Annotated in this window: 10 protein-coding genes; 8 read left to right on the top strand and 2 right to left on the bottom strand. The window is 50.0% G+C overall.

Features of this window, described 5'->3' with window-relative positions; genetic code table 11:
• Positions 1 to 82: 82 nt before the first annotated feature.
• Together AC0YN0_RS15895 and AC0YN0_RS15890 are read left to right on the top strand one after the other, a co-directional pair.
• A complete protein-coding gene (locus AC0YN0_RS15895; RefSeq protein ID WP_475822123.1) occupies positions 83 to 481 on the top strand; it encodes a winged helix-turn-helix transcriptional regulator in 399 nt (132 codons plus the stop codon).
• 176 nt (positions 482 to 657) lie between these two features.
• Positions 658 to 2,694: a prolyl oligopeptidase family serine peptidase gene (locus tag AC0YN0_RS15890; RefSeq protein WP_475822122.1), complete on the top strand. Its 2,037-nt coding sequence runs from the start codon at positions 658 to 660 to the stop codon at positions 2,692 to 2,694.
• Positions 2,695 to 2,985: 291 nt separating this feature from the next.
• On the opposite strand, the gene AC0YN0_RS15885 is transcribed toward AC0YN0_RS15890, so the two are convergent.
• Positions 2,986 to 4,440, bottom strand: coding sequence for an MDR family MFS transporter (locus tag AC0YN0_RS15885; protein WP_475822121.1), 1,455 nt, complete (start codon positions 4,438 to 4,440; stop codon positions 2,986 to 2,988).
• Positions 4,441 to 4,967: 527 nt separating this feature from the next.
• On the opposite strand from AC0YN0_RS15885, the gene AC0YN0_RS15880 reads away from it, so the two are divergent.
• The 5 genes from AC0YN0_RS15880 (at position 4,968) to AC0YN0_RS15860 (ending at position 10,771) form a co-directional block, all read left to right on the top strand.
• The gene (locus tag AC0YN0_RS15880) at positions 4,968 to 8,039 is read left to right on the top strand and encodes a glycosyl hydrolase family 95 catalytic domain-containing protein (protein ID WP_475822120.1); all 3,072 of its coding nucleotides are present in this window, start codon (positions 4,968 to 4,970) and stop codon (positions 8,037 to 8,039) included.
• A gap of 176 nt (positions 8,040 to 8,215) precedes the next feature.
• The gene (locus tag AC0YN0_RS15875) at positions 8,216 to 8,986 is read left to right on the top strand and encodes a class I SAM-dependent methyltransferase (protein ID WP_475822119.1); all 771 of its coding nucleotides are present in this window, start codon (positions 8,216 to 8,218) and stop codon (positions 8,984 to 8,986) included.
• A gap of 12 nt (positions 8,987 to 8,998) precedes the next feature.
• Positions 8,999 to 9,406 (top strand): VOC family protein, encoded by a 408-nt coding sequence (locus AC0YN0_RS15870; protein WP_475822118.1) that lies wholly within the window; start codon positions 8,999 to 9,001, stop codon positions 9,404 to 9,406.
• A gap of 61 nt (positions 9,407 to 9,467) precedes the next feature.
• Positions 9,468 to 9,818 carry a VOC family protein gene (locus tag AC0YN0_RS15865; RefSeq protein ID WP_475822117.1) on the top strand — a complete coding sequence of 117 codons (351 nt, stop codon included), beginning with the start codon at positions 9,468 to 9,470 and terminating at the stop codon, positions 9,816 to 9,818.
• 95 nt (positions 9,819 to 9,913) lie between these two features.
• Positions 9,914 to 10,771: an alpha/beta fold hydrolase gene (locus AC0YN0_RS15860; RefSeq protein WP_475822116.1), complete on the top strand. Its 858-nt coding sequence runs from the start codon at positions 9,914 to 9,916 to the stop codon at positions 10,769 to 10,771.
• Between the two features lie 51 nt (positions 10,772 to 10,822).
• Here AC0YN0_RS15860 and gntI read toward each other — a convergent pair whose 3' ends face one another.
• A complete protein-coding gene (gene gntI / locus AC0YN0_RS15855) occupies positions 10,823 to 11,686 on the bottom strand; it encodes a guanitoxin biosynthesis pre-guanitoxin N-oxide kinase GntI (protein WP_475822115.1) in 864 nt (287 codons plus the stop codon).
• 250 nt (positions 11,687 to 11,936) lie between these two features.
• On the opposite strand from gntI, the gene AC0YN0_RS15850 reads away from it, so the two are divergent.
• Positions 11,937 to 14,036 carry a GMC family oxidoreductase gene (locus AC0YN0_RS15850; protein WP_475822114.1) on the top strand — a complete coding sequence of 700 codons (2,100 nt, stop codon included), beginning with the start codon at positions 11,937 to 11,939 and terminating at the stop codon, positions 14,034 to 14,036.
• The last annotated feature ends 80 nt before the right edge of the window (positions 14,037 to 14,116 follow it).

Here is a 14,116-nt window from a genome sequence, read left to right as displayed (position 1 = left end):
CAATAATCCACACACTAAGATGTAGCTAGACGGCACTTTAAAGTCGGTTGCGAACCTTAAGGTGCGTAAGGAGGCGAGGCATATGAAGTCGCGGGATATCTCATTGGAAGATTGCAGCTATACCCATGTGTTGGAGATTATTTCAAATAAATGGACCGCATTGGTTATCTACTCTTTGGAGAACGGTACCATCAGATATGGCGAGATAATGAGGCGTATCGAAGGCATTTCGCAGAAAATGCTGACGCAAACGTTGAGGCGACTGGAGCGGGATGGCTTGGTCAGCCGGAAAGTGATGCCATCGGTACCACCGATAGTTGAGTATACCCTAACCCCACTTGGAGAGACATTGATTCCATATATGAAAAATTTAGTAGAGTGGTCTTCCAATCACTACTCCGCAGTAAGGAAGGCAAGAGAAGAATATGATCTCGGTGACGCGGATACCATCGTGAATGAAGGGGAACGGAAAGATGCATAGCAATATAAAAAACATCGCCATGTGACTATACACTTTGGCGATGTTTTTTTGTCTTCAGAGCAGTTGGCAAGGAATGAGTAATAATACACACGATAACCCGAGGAAAAGCCATGTTTGGGGACAAATCGGTATTATAAAATAATTAATATTAAAGGATATTTTTGGGAGGTTTACCTATGAGGCGTGGGCTCGTGTACGTTCTTCCGATTTTCATAATTGTTGTAGTTATGGGGCTGCTGATTAACCGACAGGGGAGCAAAGAAATGCCCATTAAAGCTGCCTTAAGCAGCGAGCAGAGCGAAGCGCGGTATTTGGCTACCAATTACGACGTAAATGTACACAACGATATTGTCTATGCGAGCAAGGTGAATGAATCAGAAACCGAAGAGCCGTTGAAGTTGGATGTGTATGAGCCGATCAACGATAACAATAACCGAAGACCGGTATTTATCTTTATTCATGGAGGAGGATATAAGGAAGGAAGCAAGTCCGATGCGGCTACCATTTCCAATGAGCTCGCCAAGCGTGGGTACGTCGTGGTGTCCATGGATTACCGCTTGAAAAAGGACCCGTTTGTCCATTTTCAACGCACCTTGTCGGACGCTTACGAGGATATATCCGATGTGATCGGCTGGATTAGCCATAACGCGGAGGCCTATAGAATGGACGCAGAACAACTGGCTATAGGCGGGGATTCCGCCGGGGGTTATTTATCGATGAATGTTGTCAATGAATACTTGAAACGCGATCCGTCAATCGTTCATTCCATATTTGCCATTGTGGATATATACGGTGGTAAGCTGGAAAATAGCGTGGATGAACAATTGCCTCCGATTTTGATGATCCATGGAACGATTGATCAATTGATACCCTACCAACAAAGTGTAGTCTTGAAGGATACGTTGGAGAGACAAGGAATATATCATGATCTGTTCACCATGGAGGGTGTGGGACATGACTATAAGAACGAAAAGTATATAGACGAGGTTATCGAGACGACCTTGCATTTCCTGTGGAATGTCATGCGTAATTCCGAGAGCGGATGGCTTCCGGCGAGCACGGGGGTCGAGGCCGTGTCGGGGGATTCATTCGACATTAAGTTGCCTGATTCGAGTATCGGTCATTCGGCAGAAAGACAGATTAGCGTTGCCCTGCCGGAGGGATGGTCGCAGGATAATGCCGATAGCGATGAGTCTCTTCAGGTGCACATCCCTGCAGGTTTGGATCGCGGCAATCGTTCGATCTTCATCACTCTGGATCAAAACGGGGAAGCTGTTCAAAGCTTTGCGATCAATGTCCATGTCGTTGACCCTTTGGAAGAGAGCTTTGAAACGTATTTTGATGCCACGGACCATAAAATAAAAACCCGAATGCAAATCACCAACCGATCCAATAACAAGTTCAGCGGGACTATTCAGGTGGATTACGAAACGGAGCAATCGTCTCCAGGGAAATTCACGACGAACGTGGACCAGTTAGAGCCGGGGAAAAGTGAATCCTTCCATATCCCGGAGCTGGCAAGAGGGAAGCGGGTCATCCATGCATACAACCAAGCGGGCGCTTTGCTTCAGAAGACGGAAGATCTATTTCATGCGCTTGTCCTTCAGAAGTCCGAAAAGCCGATCCATATCGATGGAAATCTGGAGGAGTGGAAAGGTCAGACGCAATTCGATGTTAATAAGGTAATGATCGCCGATTGGAAAGGGATTGAAGATTTAAGCGCGATCGGTTATATGACTTGGGATGCCGACCATGTGTACCTAGCGCTTGACGTTACTGACGATAAACATACCCAAGAAGCAGAGGGGTTCGGGATCTGGAGTGGTGACAGCCTTCAATTGGCGATCGGTTTGGCGAATGAGGATGGCAGCCTTCCTCTCGAGTATCACGAATTAGGCGTCGCGCTGACCGACAAGGGACAGCTGTCCAAATGGCGTTGGATAGCTCCGAGGGGTTTTAGAGCCGACGATTCAATAAAGCTTGATTATGCCATCGTCCGCAAGAATCAACATACGTTCTATGAAATGGCCATCCCCATGAGTGAATTAACCCAAGACATCGCAATGATAAAGCCAGGATTGAAAATGAAATTATCATTGCTTGTCAACGACAATGACGGTGCGGGGCGAAGGGGATGGCTGGAATACAATAGCGGAATAGGAACGGCAAAGGATATTAACGCATTCGGCGATGTCTTTCTGGCAGGGGATTGAATTTCCTTCCGATAAGCATTCAGAATGGATTCTATACAGGCTAATGGGCCAAATGGCATCAATTAAGCGGTTTGAATGGATTTCATACAGGCAAACGAGACACTTTTAGTAGAAATGAGCAAATTGGGCGAATTAGGCTGTATGTTTTCCAATCAAAGGTACGAATTCGTCTGCAACGGGCTATTTGATTGGACGATATCCACTCAAACAAGGATAGAGCTCGAATGAAGGAGGACCTCGTGGCTGAGGTCCTCTTCGTAGTAGGTATTTGTTCTAAGCAGGGCTTTAAACTTAAGATTCATTTTGTGCTTCTAATGAATCGTTCTCATTTTGAGTAGGCGACTTTTTGATAAACCAACCTAGCATCAAAACAAGTATGGCGAGAATAAATGCAATCCAAAAAACGGTCTGCAAACCGGCTACCATGCTTTGTGTCTTCTCATGCATAGCTGTAGGGTCGAGCGTTTGGTGAAGATAACGCTTGGCTCTAGACGACATGATGCCGACGAACAAGGCAATGCCGATCCCTCCGGCAATCTGTTGGAGCGTGTTGTATATGGCTGTGCCGTGGGAAACCAGATGAGGCGGAAGCTGATTCAGGCCTGTTGTCTGAGCCGGCATGACGATGAACGATATGCCCAGGAATAAGAGGATATGATTGAAAAGAACGGAGCCTTGCGCCGTATCGCTGTCCATGCCGGCAAATAACCATAGCGATATGACGATCATGAGCATTCCGGGCATGATGACGAATCTCGGCCCGAATTTATCGAATAATTTTCCCGTCACCGGCATCATGATTGCGTTTAAAATCGAGCCCGGCATTAAGAGCATGCCTGTCGCGAATGCAGTCAACTGCATCACATCCTGTATATAGATCGGCAGCAACGTCGTGGTGGCGAATAAGATCATCATCAGGACGACCACCAATACCGCAACGATCGAAAAAGTCGATTGACGGAATACGGAAAGATCGATCAAAGGCTCTTGGAGCCTCAGCTGGCGCCATACAAAGAAGAGCAAGAAGAGGCTGCCTGCGGCAATTAAGCCGTAACCTTCGGGCTCAGTCCAGACATGGGTACGGCTGAAGCCGTAGATGACGCTGCCGAAACCGATGGTTGACATGACTATGGATAATAGGTCGACTCTCGGCCGGGTCAGTTCTGTCACATTCTTCAAGTACTTGAGCGCATAAAGGATCGAAAACAATACGACGGGAATGACCATATAGAATAGCCAGCGCCAGTGCAGGGTGTCAATGACCAGTCCCGACAAAGCCGGTCCGACGACGGGGGCGACCATTATGACCAAGCCCATGAGCCCCATGGCCGCACCCCGGCGTTCCGGAGGATAGAGGGCAAGAATCGTATTCATCATTAACGGGATCAATAATCCCGTTCCGCCAGCCTGAACAACCCTGCCCATAAGCAAGATCTCGAAGCCGGGAGATACCGCGCACAGGCAGGTGCCGGCTAAAAATAACCCCATCGCGGACAGAAACATTTGGCGAGTCGTAAACCATTGCTGCAGCAATGCGGTCACCGGCACGAGTACGCCGATCACGAGCATATAACCGGTCGATAGCCACTGTATGGTCGAAACCGCAACGCCATATTCCCGCATTAATACTGGAAATGCATTGACAAGCAAATTTTCGTTAAGAAACGCAACAAATGCACCGACGAGCAGCGCGGTTAACATCGGCCCTCGCTTTATTTCGCTTGCCGCTTGAATCCGTTTATTCATATTTTACCTCCCTCATTTTCTTTGCGTTATTTCCTTTGCGTGCAACGCCTATCTCCTTGTCTGCCTGAACAAAATTTTACGTGAATTCGAATGAATTGGAAAAAGCGATACTGCTCCTCCTACGCGGGCATTCATTCCGATTTCGAAGAAAATAGGGGGAGTCGCACGTTTTTTTGCATATTTGCACATTATCTCTTGACGGGATGCGATTAGAGGATTATAGTATCGTGCCGATGCCAAAATACGAATAGCAGAAGCTAACGCAGCGGGGAAAAGACTCCCGCTGCGTGTTTTTTTCGACTATTTGTGGAAATTATTCCATTGTTTTAAACGCGCCGAAAACTATGATTAAGGTATAACTCCATGAACCTGCAATCAGACGAGAGGATGCTCAGACACGCATAAACTAAAAAGCGAAGCAAAGGAAGGAGAGACGTTGATGTAGGAGATTTAAATCGTTTCGAAATGTAAGCGTTTTACTTGAGGTCCGCTATGCCAATATGATATTAAACGGAGGTTATCGGTCAATGAAGATGGTTCGGAAGAAAGGCTCGAGAAAGCTTGCCATTCTGCTGGTAGTCGGCAGTCTTGCATGGTTGCCCGCAGTACCGGGAACAGGAGGCGTAGCTTCGGCGGCGGATCACGCCATGTCCCAGGCGTTCAATACGTCGACCGGCGTGCTGGATGTAGATTATGCAACGTATTTGTCCAAGCATGACGTGGTATACCAGTCGCCGGTATCAGACCCGAAAGGCGCTTTGACCGTCGGCAACGGACGGGTCGGAGGCATGGTGTGGGACACGCTGGGCGGCATCACGATGCAGGTGTCGGGCGTGGACGCTTCCCAGGAAGGCTTCGCTTCGCAAGGGTTGGTCAATCTGTATACGAATCCGGGGCTCAATGCGGGCTATACGTCGTACAAGCAGCGGCTATCGCTGTATGACGGCGTGCTCACAACCGAGTATGACAGCAACCGTAAAATTACGATTATGGGCGCACCGAACTCCGAAGTCATGGGCATCCATGTCGAGGACAGCCGTACCGGCTTGTCCAGCGTCTCCCTGGATTTAAGCCTGTGGGATGTCAGCAACTTCAGCGGCGGCGACGTGCCGGACATCAACACGTGGAGAACGGTCTCTACCTTCGTCGACCCGACGGTCGTCGGACTGAGCAGGGGACAGACGGATGCGAATAACTTCGGCTATACGCTGGCGGCTACCGTCGAGGGAGCGAGCTTCACCACCCAGGCGGTCGGAGGCAACAAGGTCAGGCTGAATATTACCCCATCTTCAAGCTACACGATCTGGATCTCCACCGCGAGCCGGCTGAACGCGCCGGGCCACAACTCCGTAACCGCCGCCAAAAACCAACTTACCGGTGTCAAAAATACCGGCTACAACGCTACCTTGGCCAGCTACAAAAACTGGTGGCATAACTTCTGGGCGAAATCGTTCGTGCAGTATTCCAATGCATCCGGTGACGCCGACTATATGGAAAGCTTCTACTACTTGAGCACCTACATGATTGCGGCCGGCTCTTACGGCAACTATCCGTTCCACTTTATTAACGGCGTATTTAGCGCCGTTAACGACAACGACAGCGGCAAGTGGAGCAATGCCTATTGGTATTGGAATCAGCGTGACATCTACCATTCCTTCCTGGCTTCCAATCACGCCGATATGGTTAACGTCTTTAACAATTTATACAGCCGAAATTACAATACGCTGAAGGCGTATACGATGACCCGTTACGGAATCGACGGTATCTGGGTACCGGAGACGATGGGCTGGAATGCCAGCGCGGCGGGAACGATCTACAGCGATTATACGCAGGATACGCTGTCGACGGCGGCGGAAGCGGCTCTGAACATGTATGCGCAGTACAAGTATACGAACGACGCTAATTACTTAAGCGGCACTGCGTATCCGTTCATGCGCGAGGCGGCGAAATTTTATGCCGACATGGTTTCCTACGACAGTGCGACAGGTAAGTATTATATGGCTTCCTCCAACGCTCACGAGCAGCATTGGGACGTACGGAACGCGATTACCGATCTAGCCGCGATTCGCGCCTTGTTCCCGGTTGCTATACAGGCCAGCGCCAGCCTTGGCGTAGATGCGGATTTGCGCGCCGAATGGCAAACCGTGCTTAACAATCTGGTCGCTTATCCTATTGACCCTAGCGATCCGAACAAATACGCGCCGCATACGCCGCCGATTTCTCAGAATCGGAACAACGAGAACGTCGTACTGGAGCTGGCATGGCCGTATAGCGTTAGCGGAATCGGCTATCCGGATTATCAGAAGCTGGTTAACAACTACAACGCACGGCCTTATCCGTATAACTCGAACAACGTATGGGATCCGGCTCCGATTCAGGCCGCCCGGCTTGGTCTCGGCGATGAAGCGTATCTCGGCATGCGGATGATGCTGCAGCGCTATCAGCATTACCCGAACGGAAGAACGACCAATTCTAACGGCGAATTCGAGTATATGGGCGTACATTTGTCGGCAATGAACGAATCGCTGCTCCAGAGCTATAACGACAAAATCCGGGTATTCCCGGCGCTGCCGACCGATTTAGTCAGCAAATTTACGCTGCTCGCCAGCGGAGGTTTTCTGGTCAGCTCCGAGAAAGCGGCTAACGAGATCAAGTACGTCGGAATCAAGAGCCTGAACGGAAAGCCGGCTACCGTCGTGAATCCATGGGGAACGCAAGCCGTGCAGGTCAGAAGAATGTCCGACAACGCCGTTATTACGACGTCCTCGAGCAGCGAGTTTACGTTCAATACCTCGGCTGGGACGGTGTATGTGGTGGAACGCACGGCCAAACCTTTTGCCAACTTCGAGCATACGCAGCTGACGGGAACGGCCAATCAAGGCGTAAAGTCGCTGAGCGGCACGAACTCCAAGCTGGGTCTGGACGCTAATGGCGGCAGAGCGACGATTACGACCTTCTTCGAAGACTCGAATTACGGAGGCACCTCCAAAACGCTTGCGACAGGAAGCTATACGACCGCACAGCTTACCGCGGCGGGCATTCCGAATAACTGGGTATCTTCCGTCAAGGTTCCGCTAGGCTATACGGTAACCGTCTATGACAACGACAACTTTACCGGCACGGCCTGGTCGTTCACGGCGGACACCGACTTCCCAAGCAGTACGAATCCGAACGCCAACGATAAAATGTCCTCGGTCGTGATTGTGGGGAGCGGCGGAGGCGGTGGCAGCGTCGTGAAATACGAAGCGGAGAACGGAGTCAGAACGGGAGCGGTAGGCATCTATAATGATGCGAGCGCCTCGGGCGGCCAAGCGACGGATCATTACTCCAATGTTGGCGACGCCGTGTCGGTCGCTAATGTGCAGGCGGGCTCCAAGCTCGTGATCGGCTACTGCACCGCCAACAATCCTGGACGGCTGAGCCTGTACATTAATGGGGTAGACAGCGGCAACGTTACGTTCCCGTCCACGTCCAGCTGGAATACGACGTATTCGACCGTTACGGTGACGATTCCGATACCAGCGGGCGCTACGATTAAGCTGCAACGCGACAGCGGCGATGACGGCGCGAATATTGACTATGTGGGCGTGCAGAACTAGAAGTATTGCAGTATGTGAGATTTGTAGACATCGCTCAAGGTTACTTACCTTGGGCGATGTTTTTTTATAGAGCTGCATGATAGGTTAGGGCTATAATGTATATAGATTTTATATATTTAACTTATAAATAGGACTGTGCCATACTATCCCTAACATAAAAGTTGGGAGATGATTCCATGAGTTCCAATCAAGTTTGGCAATCCGATCACTATGACCGTAAGCTTGGATTTGTATCTGAATTGGGTAAGGACGTTGTTCAGCTTTTGAATCCGATCAAGGATGAACATATCTTTGATTTGGGCTGCGGAACCGGAGATTTGGCGAATGAAATAAGCCAAGCCGGCGCACAGGTTACAGGGATGGATTTGTCAGAGACGATGATCGGGCAGGCGCAGCGCAAATATCCTCAAATCCAATTTTTTGTCGGGGATGGAGAACGGTTTACCGTAGATTCTACGTTCGATGCCGTATTTTCCAACGCGGCGCTGCATTGGATGAAGAACCCGGGGGCGGTACTGGCCGGTGTATGGAATAGTTTAAAACCTGGCGGCAGGTTTGTTGCAGAGTTTGGCGGGAAAGGAAATGTGGAAACGATCGTTCAGGGCATTGGCGAGGTGCTGCGAGAGGACTTCGGCATTGATGCGAGCAAGCTGAATCCCTGGTATTTTCCAAGCATCGCCGAATACAGCACCTTGTTGGAACAGCAGGGCTTCCGCGTCACCTATGCGATTCACTTTGATCGACCGACAAAGATCGAGGACAACGAGCAAGGCTTGAACCATTGGCTTCGGGGTTTCGCCGACAACTTCTTCACGACACTGTCCGAAGCTGAGAGGCATGCCGTTTGTGCGAAAATAGCGGAGAAAACGCGAAACGAATTGTTTCATAACGGTTCATGGTACGCGGATTATAAACGATTAAGAGTAATGGCGGTTAAGCCGGGATAAGGGAGAGATTCCATGATGAGAGTGCAATTAGAAGGTATTACCGTATTGTCGGACGATGTTTCACGATTAGCTAAGTTTTATCATGAAGTGCTTGGATTCCATATCGTTGTTGAAGAGGATCATTACGTTGAATTTGCAAATGACGGAGTTCGTCTTGCGATTTGTTCTAAACCATTAATGGCTGATAATACGAACAGTCATTACTCTTTTATAGAAGAACGCAAGGGGCAGGCCTTTGAACTGAATTTTCAATGTGAATCTCCTGAGGCTGTTCACGAGATGTACGATGCTTTTGTCTCGAAGGGAGCTACTTCGATTACGGAGCCCAAGTCCATGTCTTGGGGACATACAGCGGGCTTTTTCGCCGACCCGGATGGCAATATTCATTCACTCTTTGCGGTAAACCCAATAAACGCTTGACCTTCCTTATACTGTATCCTTTATACTATTTCTGTAATGAAATTGGTAGAGGAGTGAGGATATGAATCGCGTCGTTTTGTTTGACTTAGGTTCTCAGGATCCGGAGGGGGCATCTCGGTTTTACTCCAATGTGTTTGATTGGAAGATAGGGGATCCTAATTGGGATTACTGGCCTGTAACGACAGGATCAGGTGATGCGGCTGGTATAGACGGCGGTATTACACGATCCCCGAAGGATATTTCACAACGAGTGCAAATTACAATACAAGTCGATTCTATCGACGAAACCATCTCAAGAGCGGTGGAAAACAGCGCGAAGCTGGATAGGGATAAAATGGACTTCGGCGATTTCTATCTTGCCTACTTGTACGATCCGCAGGGTATTCGTTTTGGACTGATCCAGTACAAATAGAAGGGGATGTCAACAGCAACAGCACTTGTCCATTCTTCTTCCGTCACATACAATACTATTGATAATGATTCTTAATGGATGGGCGGAAAACGAAGATGCCGGACAAGAGATCTCATACGCTTGGAAACAGCCATTATATTCAGACCTCAGACGGGCGCCAGCTGCATTATATGGAGAAAGGCGCAGGCAAACTAACCGTCGTATTCGAATCGGGCATGGGCTTGTCGCGTTCCAGTTGGGGTCTAGTGCAGCCGCTTGTTGCCGAGCATGCACGCGCTGTCGTCTACGACCGAGCGGGTAGCGGAAGAAGCGAGCCGGACCCAGGGCCAAGGACGCTTACTAGAATGGCAGATGATTTGATATGCTTGTTGAACCATCTGGGTGCAGGTCCATTCATCCTTGTCGGACATAGCTGGGGCGGACCGCTCATTCGCACGGCGGCTGCAAAGATGGGTTCTGCGCGAATACGCGGCCTTATTCTGGTTGATCAGACGGATGAGCATTGCGGACTGTATTTCGAACAAGCGTCCGCGAAGCATTACGCGAGAATGAATAAACTTATACCGCTTCTTGCTAGAGTTGGCCTATATCGGCTGATGGGAAGCAAGCCCGGAAAGGCTCTTCCTGCGGATGTCTATAAGGAACATTACAGGGAAGATTTCACTCTGCAGGCGGCAGGAACGATGGTAGCCGAGGGAATGCCATTCCTTGAGGACTTGAGGAGGCTTCGCGACCGTCCGCTCAAGCTGGAGGGAACAGAGGTGACCGTCATCTCCGGAACGTTAATGTCTCGAATGGAAAGAAAGTTTCGGCCCGCGCTTCACGAAGCCCATCGGCAGACGGCAAGCTTGTTAGCGGTAGGCCGCTTGGTCGAAGCCCCGCAATCCGGGCATATGATCATGTACACCGAGCCTCGTCTGATCGTGGACGAAATTAAGCGGATGATCGAATAAGCTGGGTATGAATACATCGCTCATGTGGCGGTGTATTTTTGCGTTTAGCCATTATTGCTGTTCCAAAACGTTCTCCATCTTATGAAATAGATAGTTGGCCAGGCCAGAGTAATCAAAGCCCTGGTGTGACGGTGACGATGTGTCAAGCAAAGTGACAGCCCACATCGCATTCCAAAAAGAAACGACATAGTCCATATCGTGAAGCGCTCGTAAAAGTTCAATGGATGTATGCCCGAAGTAGGCATGCAACAGCTCGAGCTGCTTGTCATGCCCCATCGATTGGCTGATACAAGCAAGATCATACATGATGTCGCCCATCCCTGCGAACTCCCAATCCAATAGCCGAAGCGATCCATCTTCCATAAAATTATTGGCGAAAGGGTCATTGTGGCAAAGCCCTCGGAAGTTGTCCGAAGCTGCCGCTCGCAAAGCTTGTATGCGGTGAAGCCATTCCAACATTTTGTCTAGCGAGTTAGGCAACTGCTGGCCGCGGCTTTTCGCTTTTTGAATCCATGACTCAATGTCTTTGTAAGGCGAAAACTCAAAGTCAATCTCAGCAGCCGTATGTACCTTTTTGAGCAAAACGCATATACGGTCCACATTCATGTCCAAGTCGCTCGATTCCCACGTACGCCCTTCGATGAACCGAGTCATCATGTATTCTTGTTCAACGTCAAAATACAAAAGCTCAGGCGCAGTTTTTAAATCGCTCACAGCCTCTATCGCAGCTAGCTCTGCCTGCCGGTTAATGCCTAACAATCCGGTATGAGCTCCATTCACTCGGACAACCACTTTTTCTAAACCGTTCGATACAACATAGTTCTGGTTCGTCAATCCTCTTTCTTGAAATTTCATCTCTAGTGATTCCGGCATCCACCCCAGCTTATTTGCCACTAAATCGAGTACTAACTCCAAGGCTTTTCCTCCCAACGAATCATATCGGTATGTTCATTTGCATTGTACCAATTAAGAAGCGATGCAAGGATAGACAATACTAACAAAGAATTATATATAATTAACATGAAATGGGTATCGGACATATGGACAACATCCAATGGATGGCTCTAATACTTGCCGTTGCCAGACAGTTGTAGATAGGACTTGAACAAGCCGGTGAAAAGGTTAATATGGATATGAAGCTATATTGGGAGGGGCGATCGGGAGAATGAGTCAACATGATGAAACTCAAGTTTTGAAGGCGGTTACTGATCGAATGATACCGAAGGATGAGTGGCCATCGGCGTCCGAAGGGGGAGTCCTGACTTATTTGGAGCGCTACGCCGTTCAAGATGCTGCTACCTGGACGGAAGTGATAGAACCCGGCCTTCGCGCATTAAATGCAGAAGCAGTCAAACTTCATAACCAACCCTTCTCGGAACTGTCGGCTCAAGAGCAAGATCGATTGCTTCATGATGCAGAGCTCGGTTCCTTTCCGGCGTCTAAACGTTTCTTCGATACTCTATTGAGTCTAGTTGCCGAAGGGTATTATGGAAGTCCGGAATCAGGCGGGAATATCGGAGGCAAGTCATGGGATATGATTGGCTTCCGTCCTGGCCCCGTATCCGAAACGGATACACAAACTCCGGAAGTCGACTTGCCGCAAATATCGTTGGGTCAGCTGAGAGACCGATATGACGTTATCGTTATTGGAGCTGGCGCTGGCGGTTCGGTAGCGGCAGCGGTATTGGCTGAAGCAGGGCTGCTGGTTCTCGTTGTGGAGCGCGGCAGTTGGCTTCGATACAGTCAGGTCGGCAGAGATCACTTGCGTAATCATCGGTTTAACAAATATGGACATAACACTGGACCAGATACAGAGGGCAACCCTCGTACCATTGTATTGGCAGGCGGGGACGAGCGAATCACGGTGCCTTTTGAAGGTGAATACCACAATAATGCGATGACTTTGGGTGGAGGAACGCGGATCTATGGGGCCCAGGCATGGCGTTTTCACCCGAATGATTTCCGTATGGCGAGTCGCTATGGGGTACCAGAAGGCAGTTCGTTAAGTGATTGGCCGATTCAATATGAAGATCTCGAACCCTACTACAATCGGGCTGAGTGGGAGGTTGGCGTCTCCGGTGATGGGGATGCCCATTCTGGAAGGGGAAAGCGGGAACATGCTTATCCAATGCCGGCATTATCGCCTACGTTGGAGGCAGAACGCCTAGCCCGTGCAGCAGAGAAGCTAGGATGGGAAGCAGGGGCGGTGCCGCTCCTCATCAACTCCGTTCAGCGGGATGGTCGTCCGGCTTGTGTTCAGTGCGGCCAATGTGTCGGATTTGCTTGTCCAACCAACAGCAAGAATGGCGGGCACAATACGATGTTAGTAAGAGCCATGGCTACCGGCAACTGCGATCTGATCTGCGATACGACGGTGGAGCGCATTGATACCGAAGGAGGAAAACATGCTACCGGAGTTCATCTCGTACAGCAATCGGAGGGCTCCGTTCAGCGACGGCAAGTTCGGGCAGGCCATATTGTAGTTGCCGCTGGAGCTATCGAAAGCGCACGGCTTCTTCTCAATTCCGCAAGTGATTCGGAACCGAATGGCATAGGCAATCGGAATGGGCAAGTAGGAAGAAATCTGCAAGGCCACGTCTACGCCGGCGCTTACGGCCTCTTCGACGAGCGGGTTCAAGATGGTCTAGGCCCAGGCGTGAGTATTGCGACCTTCCGCTTCGACCATAGTAGCGAAAGCGGGATTATCGGCGGAGGACTTCTTGCTAACGAGTTCACTCGATTGCCGCTCATCCATTGGTATCGGGCACTTGCGCCGAATGCGGCGCGATGGGGGAGCAAGGGCAAGGAAACGATGCGCGAGAGCTACTTGCGAACGAGCCAAATTCAAGGGCCGATCCAAGAGATTCCGAATCCGGAGTCCAGAGTGCGTCTATCGAAGTCGGTCAAAGACCGTTTTGGCATACCCGTAGCTAGCCTCTCCGGGGGCGTTCATCCCGAGTCTCTTCGTGCTGCTGACATGTTGGGAGAGCAAGCGGAGAAGTGGCTATGGGCGGCTGGAGCGCGTGAGGTGTGGCGAACCCGGCCGGGCAGCGGGCTAAGTGCCGGTCAGCATCAGGCGGGTACGCTGCGTATGGGGAACGACCCTGCGACATCGGTCACTGATCCCTTGGGCCGTGTTCATGGATACGACAATCTTTGGGTGAGCGACGGCTCTGTGCATGTGACCAATGGCGGCGTTAACCCGGTGTTAACGATTCTTGCATTGGCTTTCCGCACCGCAGAAAACCTGGCGAAACAAGGATAAGCAGAACAATAGTAATGATAGGCTGAAAATTATGGTAATATAGTTTCGATAGATTACTATTTCTATTTATGGAGGCGCTT

Source organism: Paenibacillus sp. J22P218, assembly GCF_056269195.1.
The sequence above is the reverse complement of the archived record's forward strand: the minus strand, read 5'-3'. Positions and strand labels throughout refer to the sequence as shown.

Coding starts and splice junctions, on each gene's coding strand:
- AC0YN0_RS15885 (WP_475822121.1), bottom strand. CDS start 4,440: ATGAATAAACGGATTCAAGCGGCAAGCGAAATAAAGCGAGGGCCGATG.
- AC0YN0_RS15890 (WP_475822122.1), top strand. CDS start 658: ATGAGGCGTGGGCTCGTGTACGTTCTTCCGATTTTCATAATTGTTGTA.
- AC0YN0_RS15875 (WP_475822119.1), top strand. CDS start 8,216: ATGAGTTCCAATCAAGTTTGGCAATCCGATCACTATGACCGTAAGCTT.
- AC0YN0_RS15880 (WP_475822120.1), top strand. CDS start 4,968: ATGAAGATGGTTCGGAAGAAAGGCTCGAGAAAGCTTGCCATTCTGCTG.
- AC0YN0_RS15895 (WP_475822123.1), top strand. CDS start 83: ATGAAGTCGCGGGATATCTCATTGGAAGATTGCAGCTATACCCATGTG.
- AC0YN0_RS15870 (WP_475822118.1), top strand. CDS start 8,999: ATGATGAGAGTGCAATTAGAAGGTATTACCGTATTGTCGGACGATGTT.
- AC0YN0_RS15850 (WP_475822114.1), top strand. CDS start 11,937: ATGAGTCAACATGATGAAACTCAAGTTTTGAAGGCGGTTACTGATCGA.
- AC0YN0_RS15865 (WP_475822117.1), top strand. CDS start 9,468: ATGAATCGCGTCGTTTTGTTTGACTTAGGTTCTCAGGATCCGGAGGGG.
- AC0YN0_RS15860 (WP_475822116.1), top strand. CDS start 9,914: ATGCCGGACAAGAGATCTCATACGCTTGGAAACAGCCATTATATTCAG.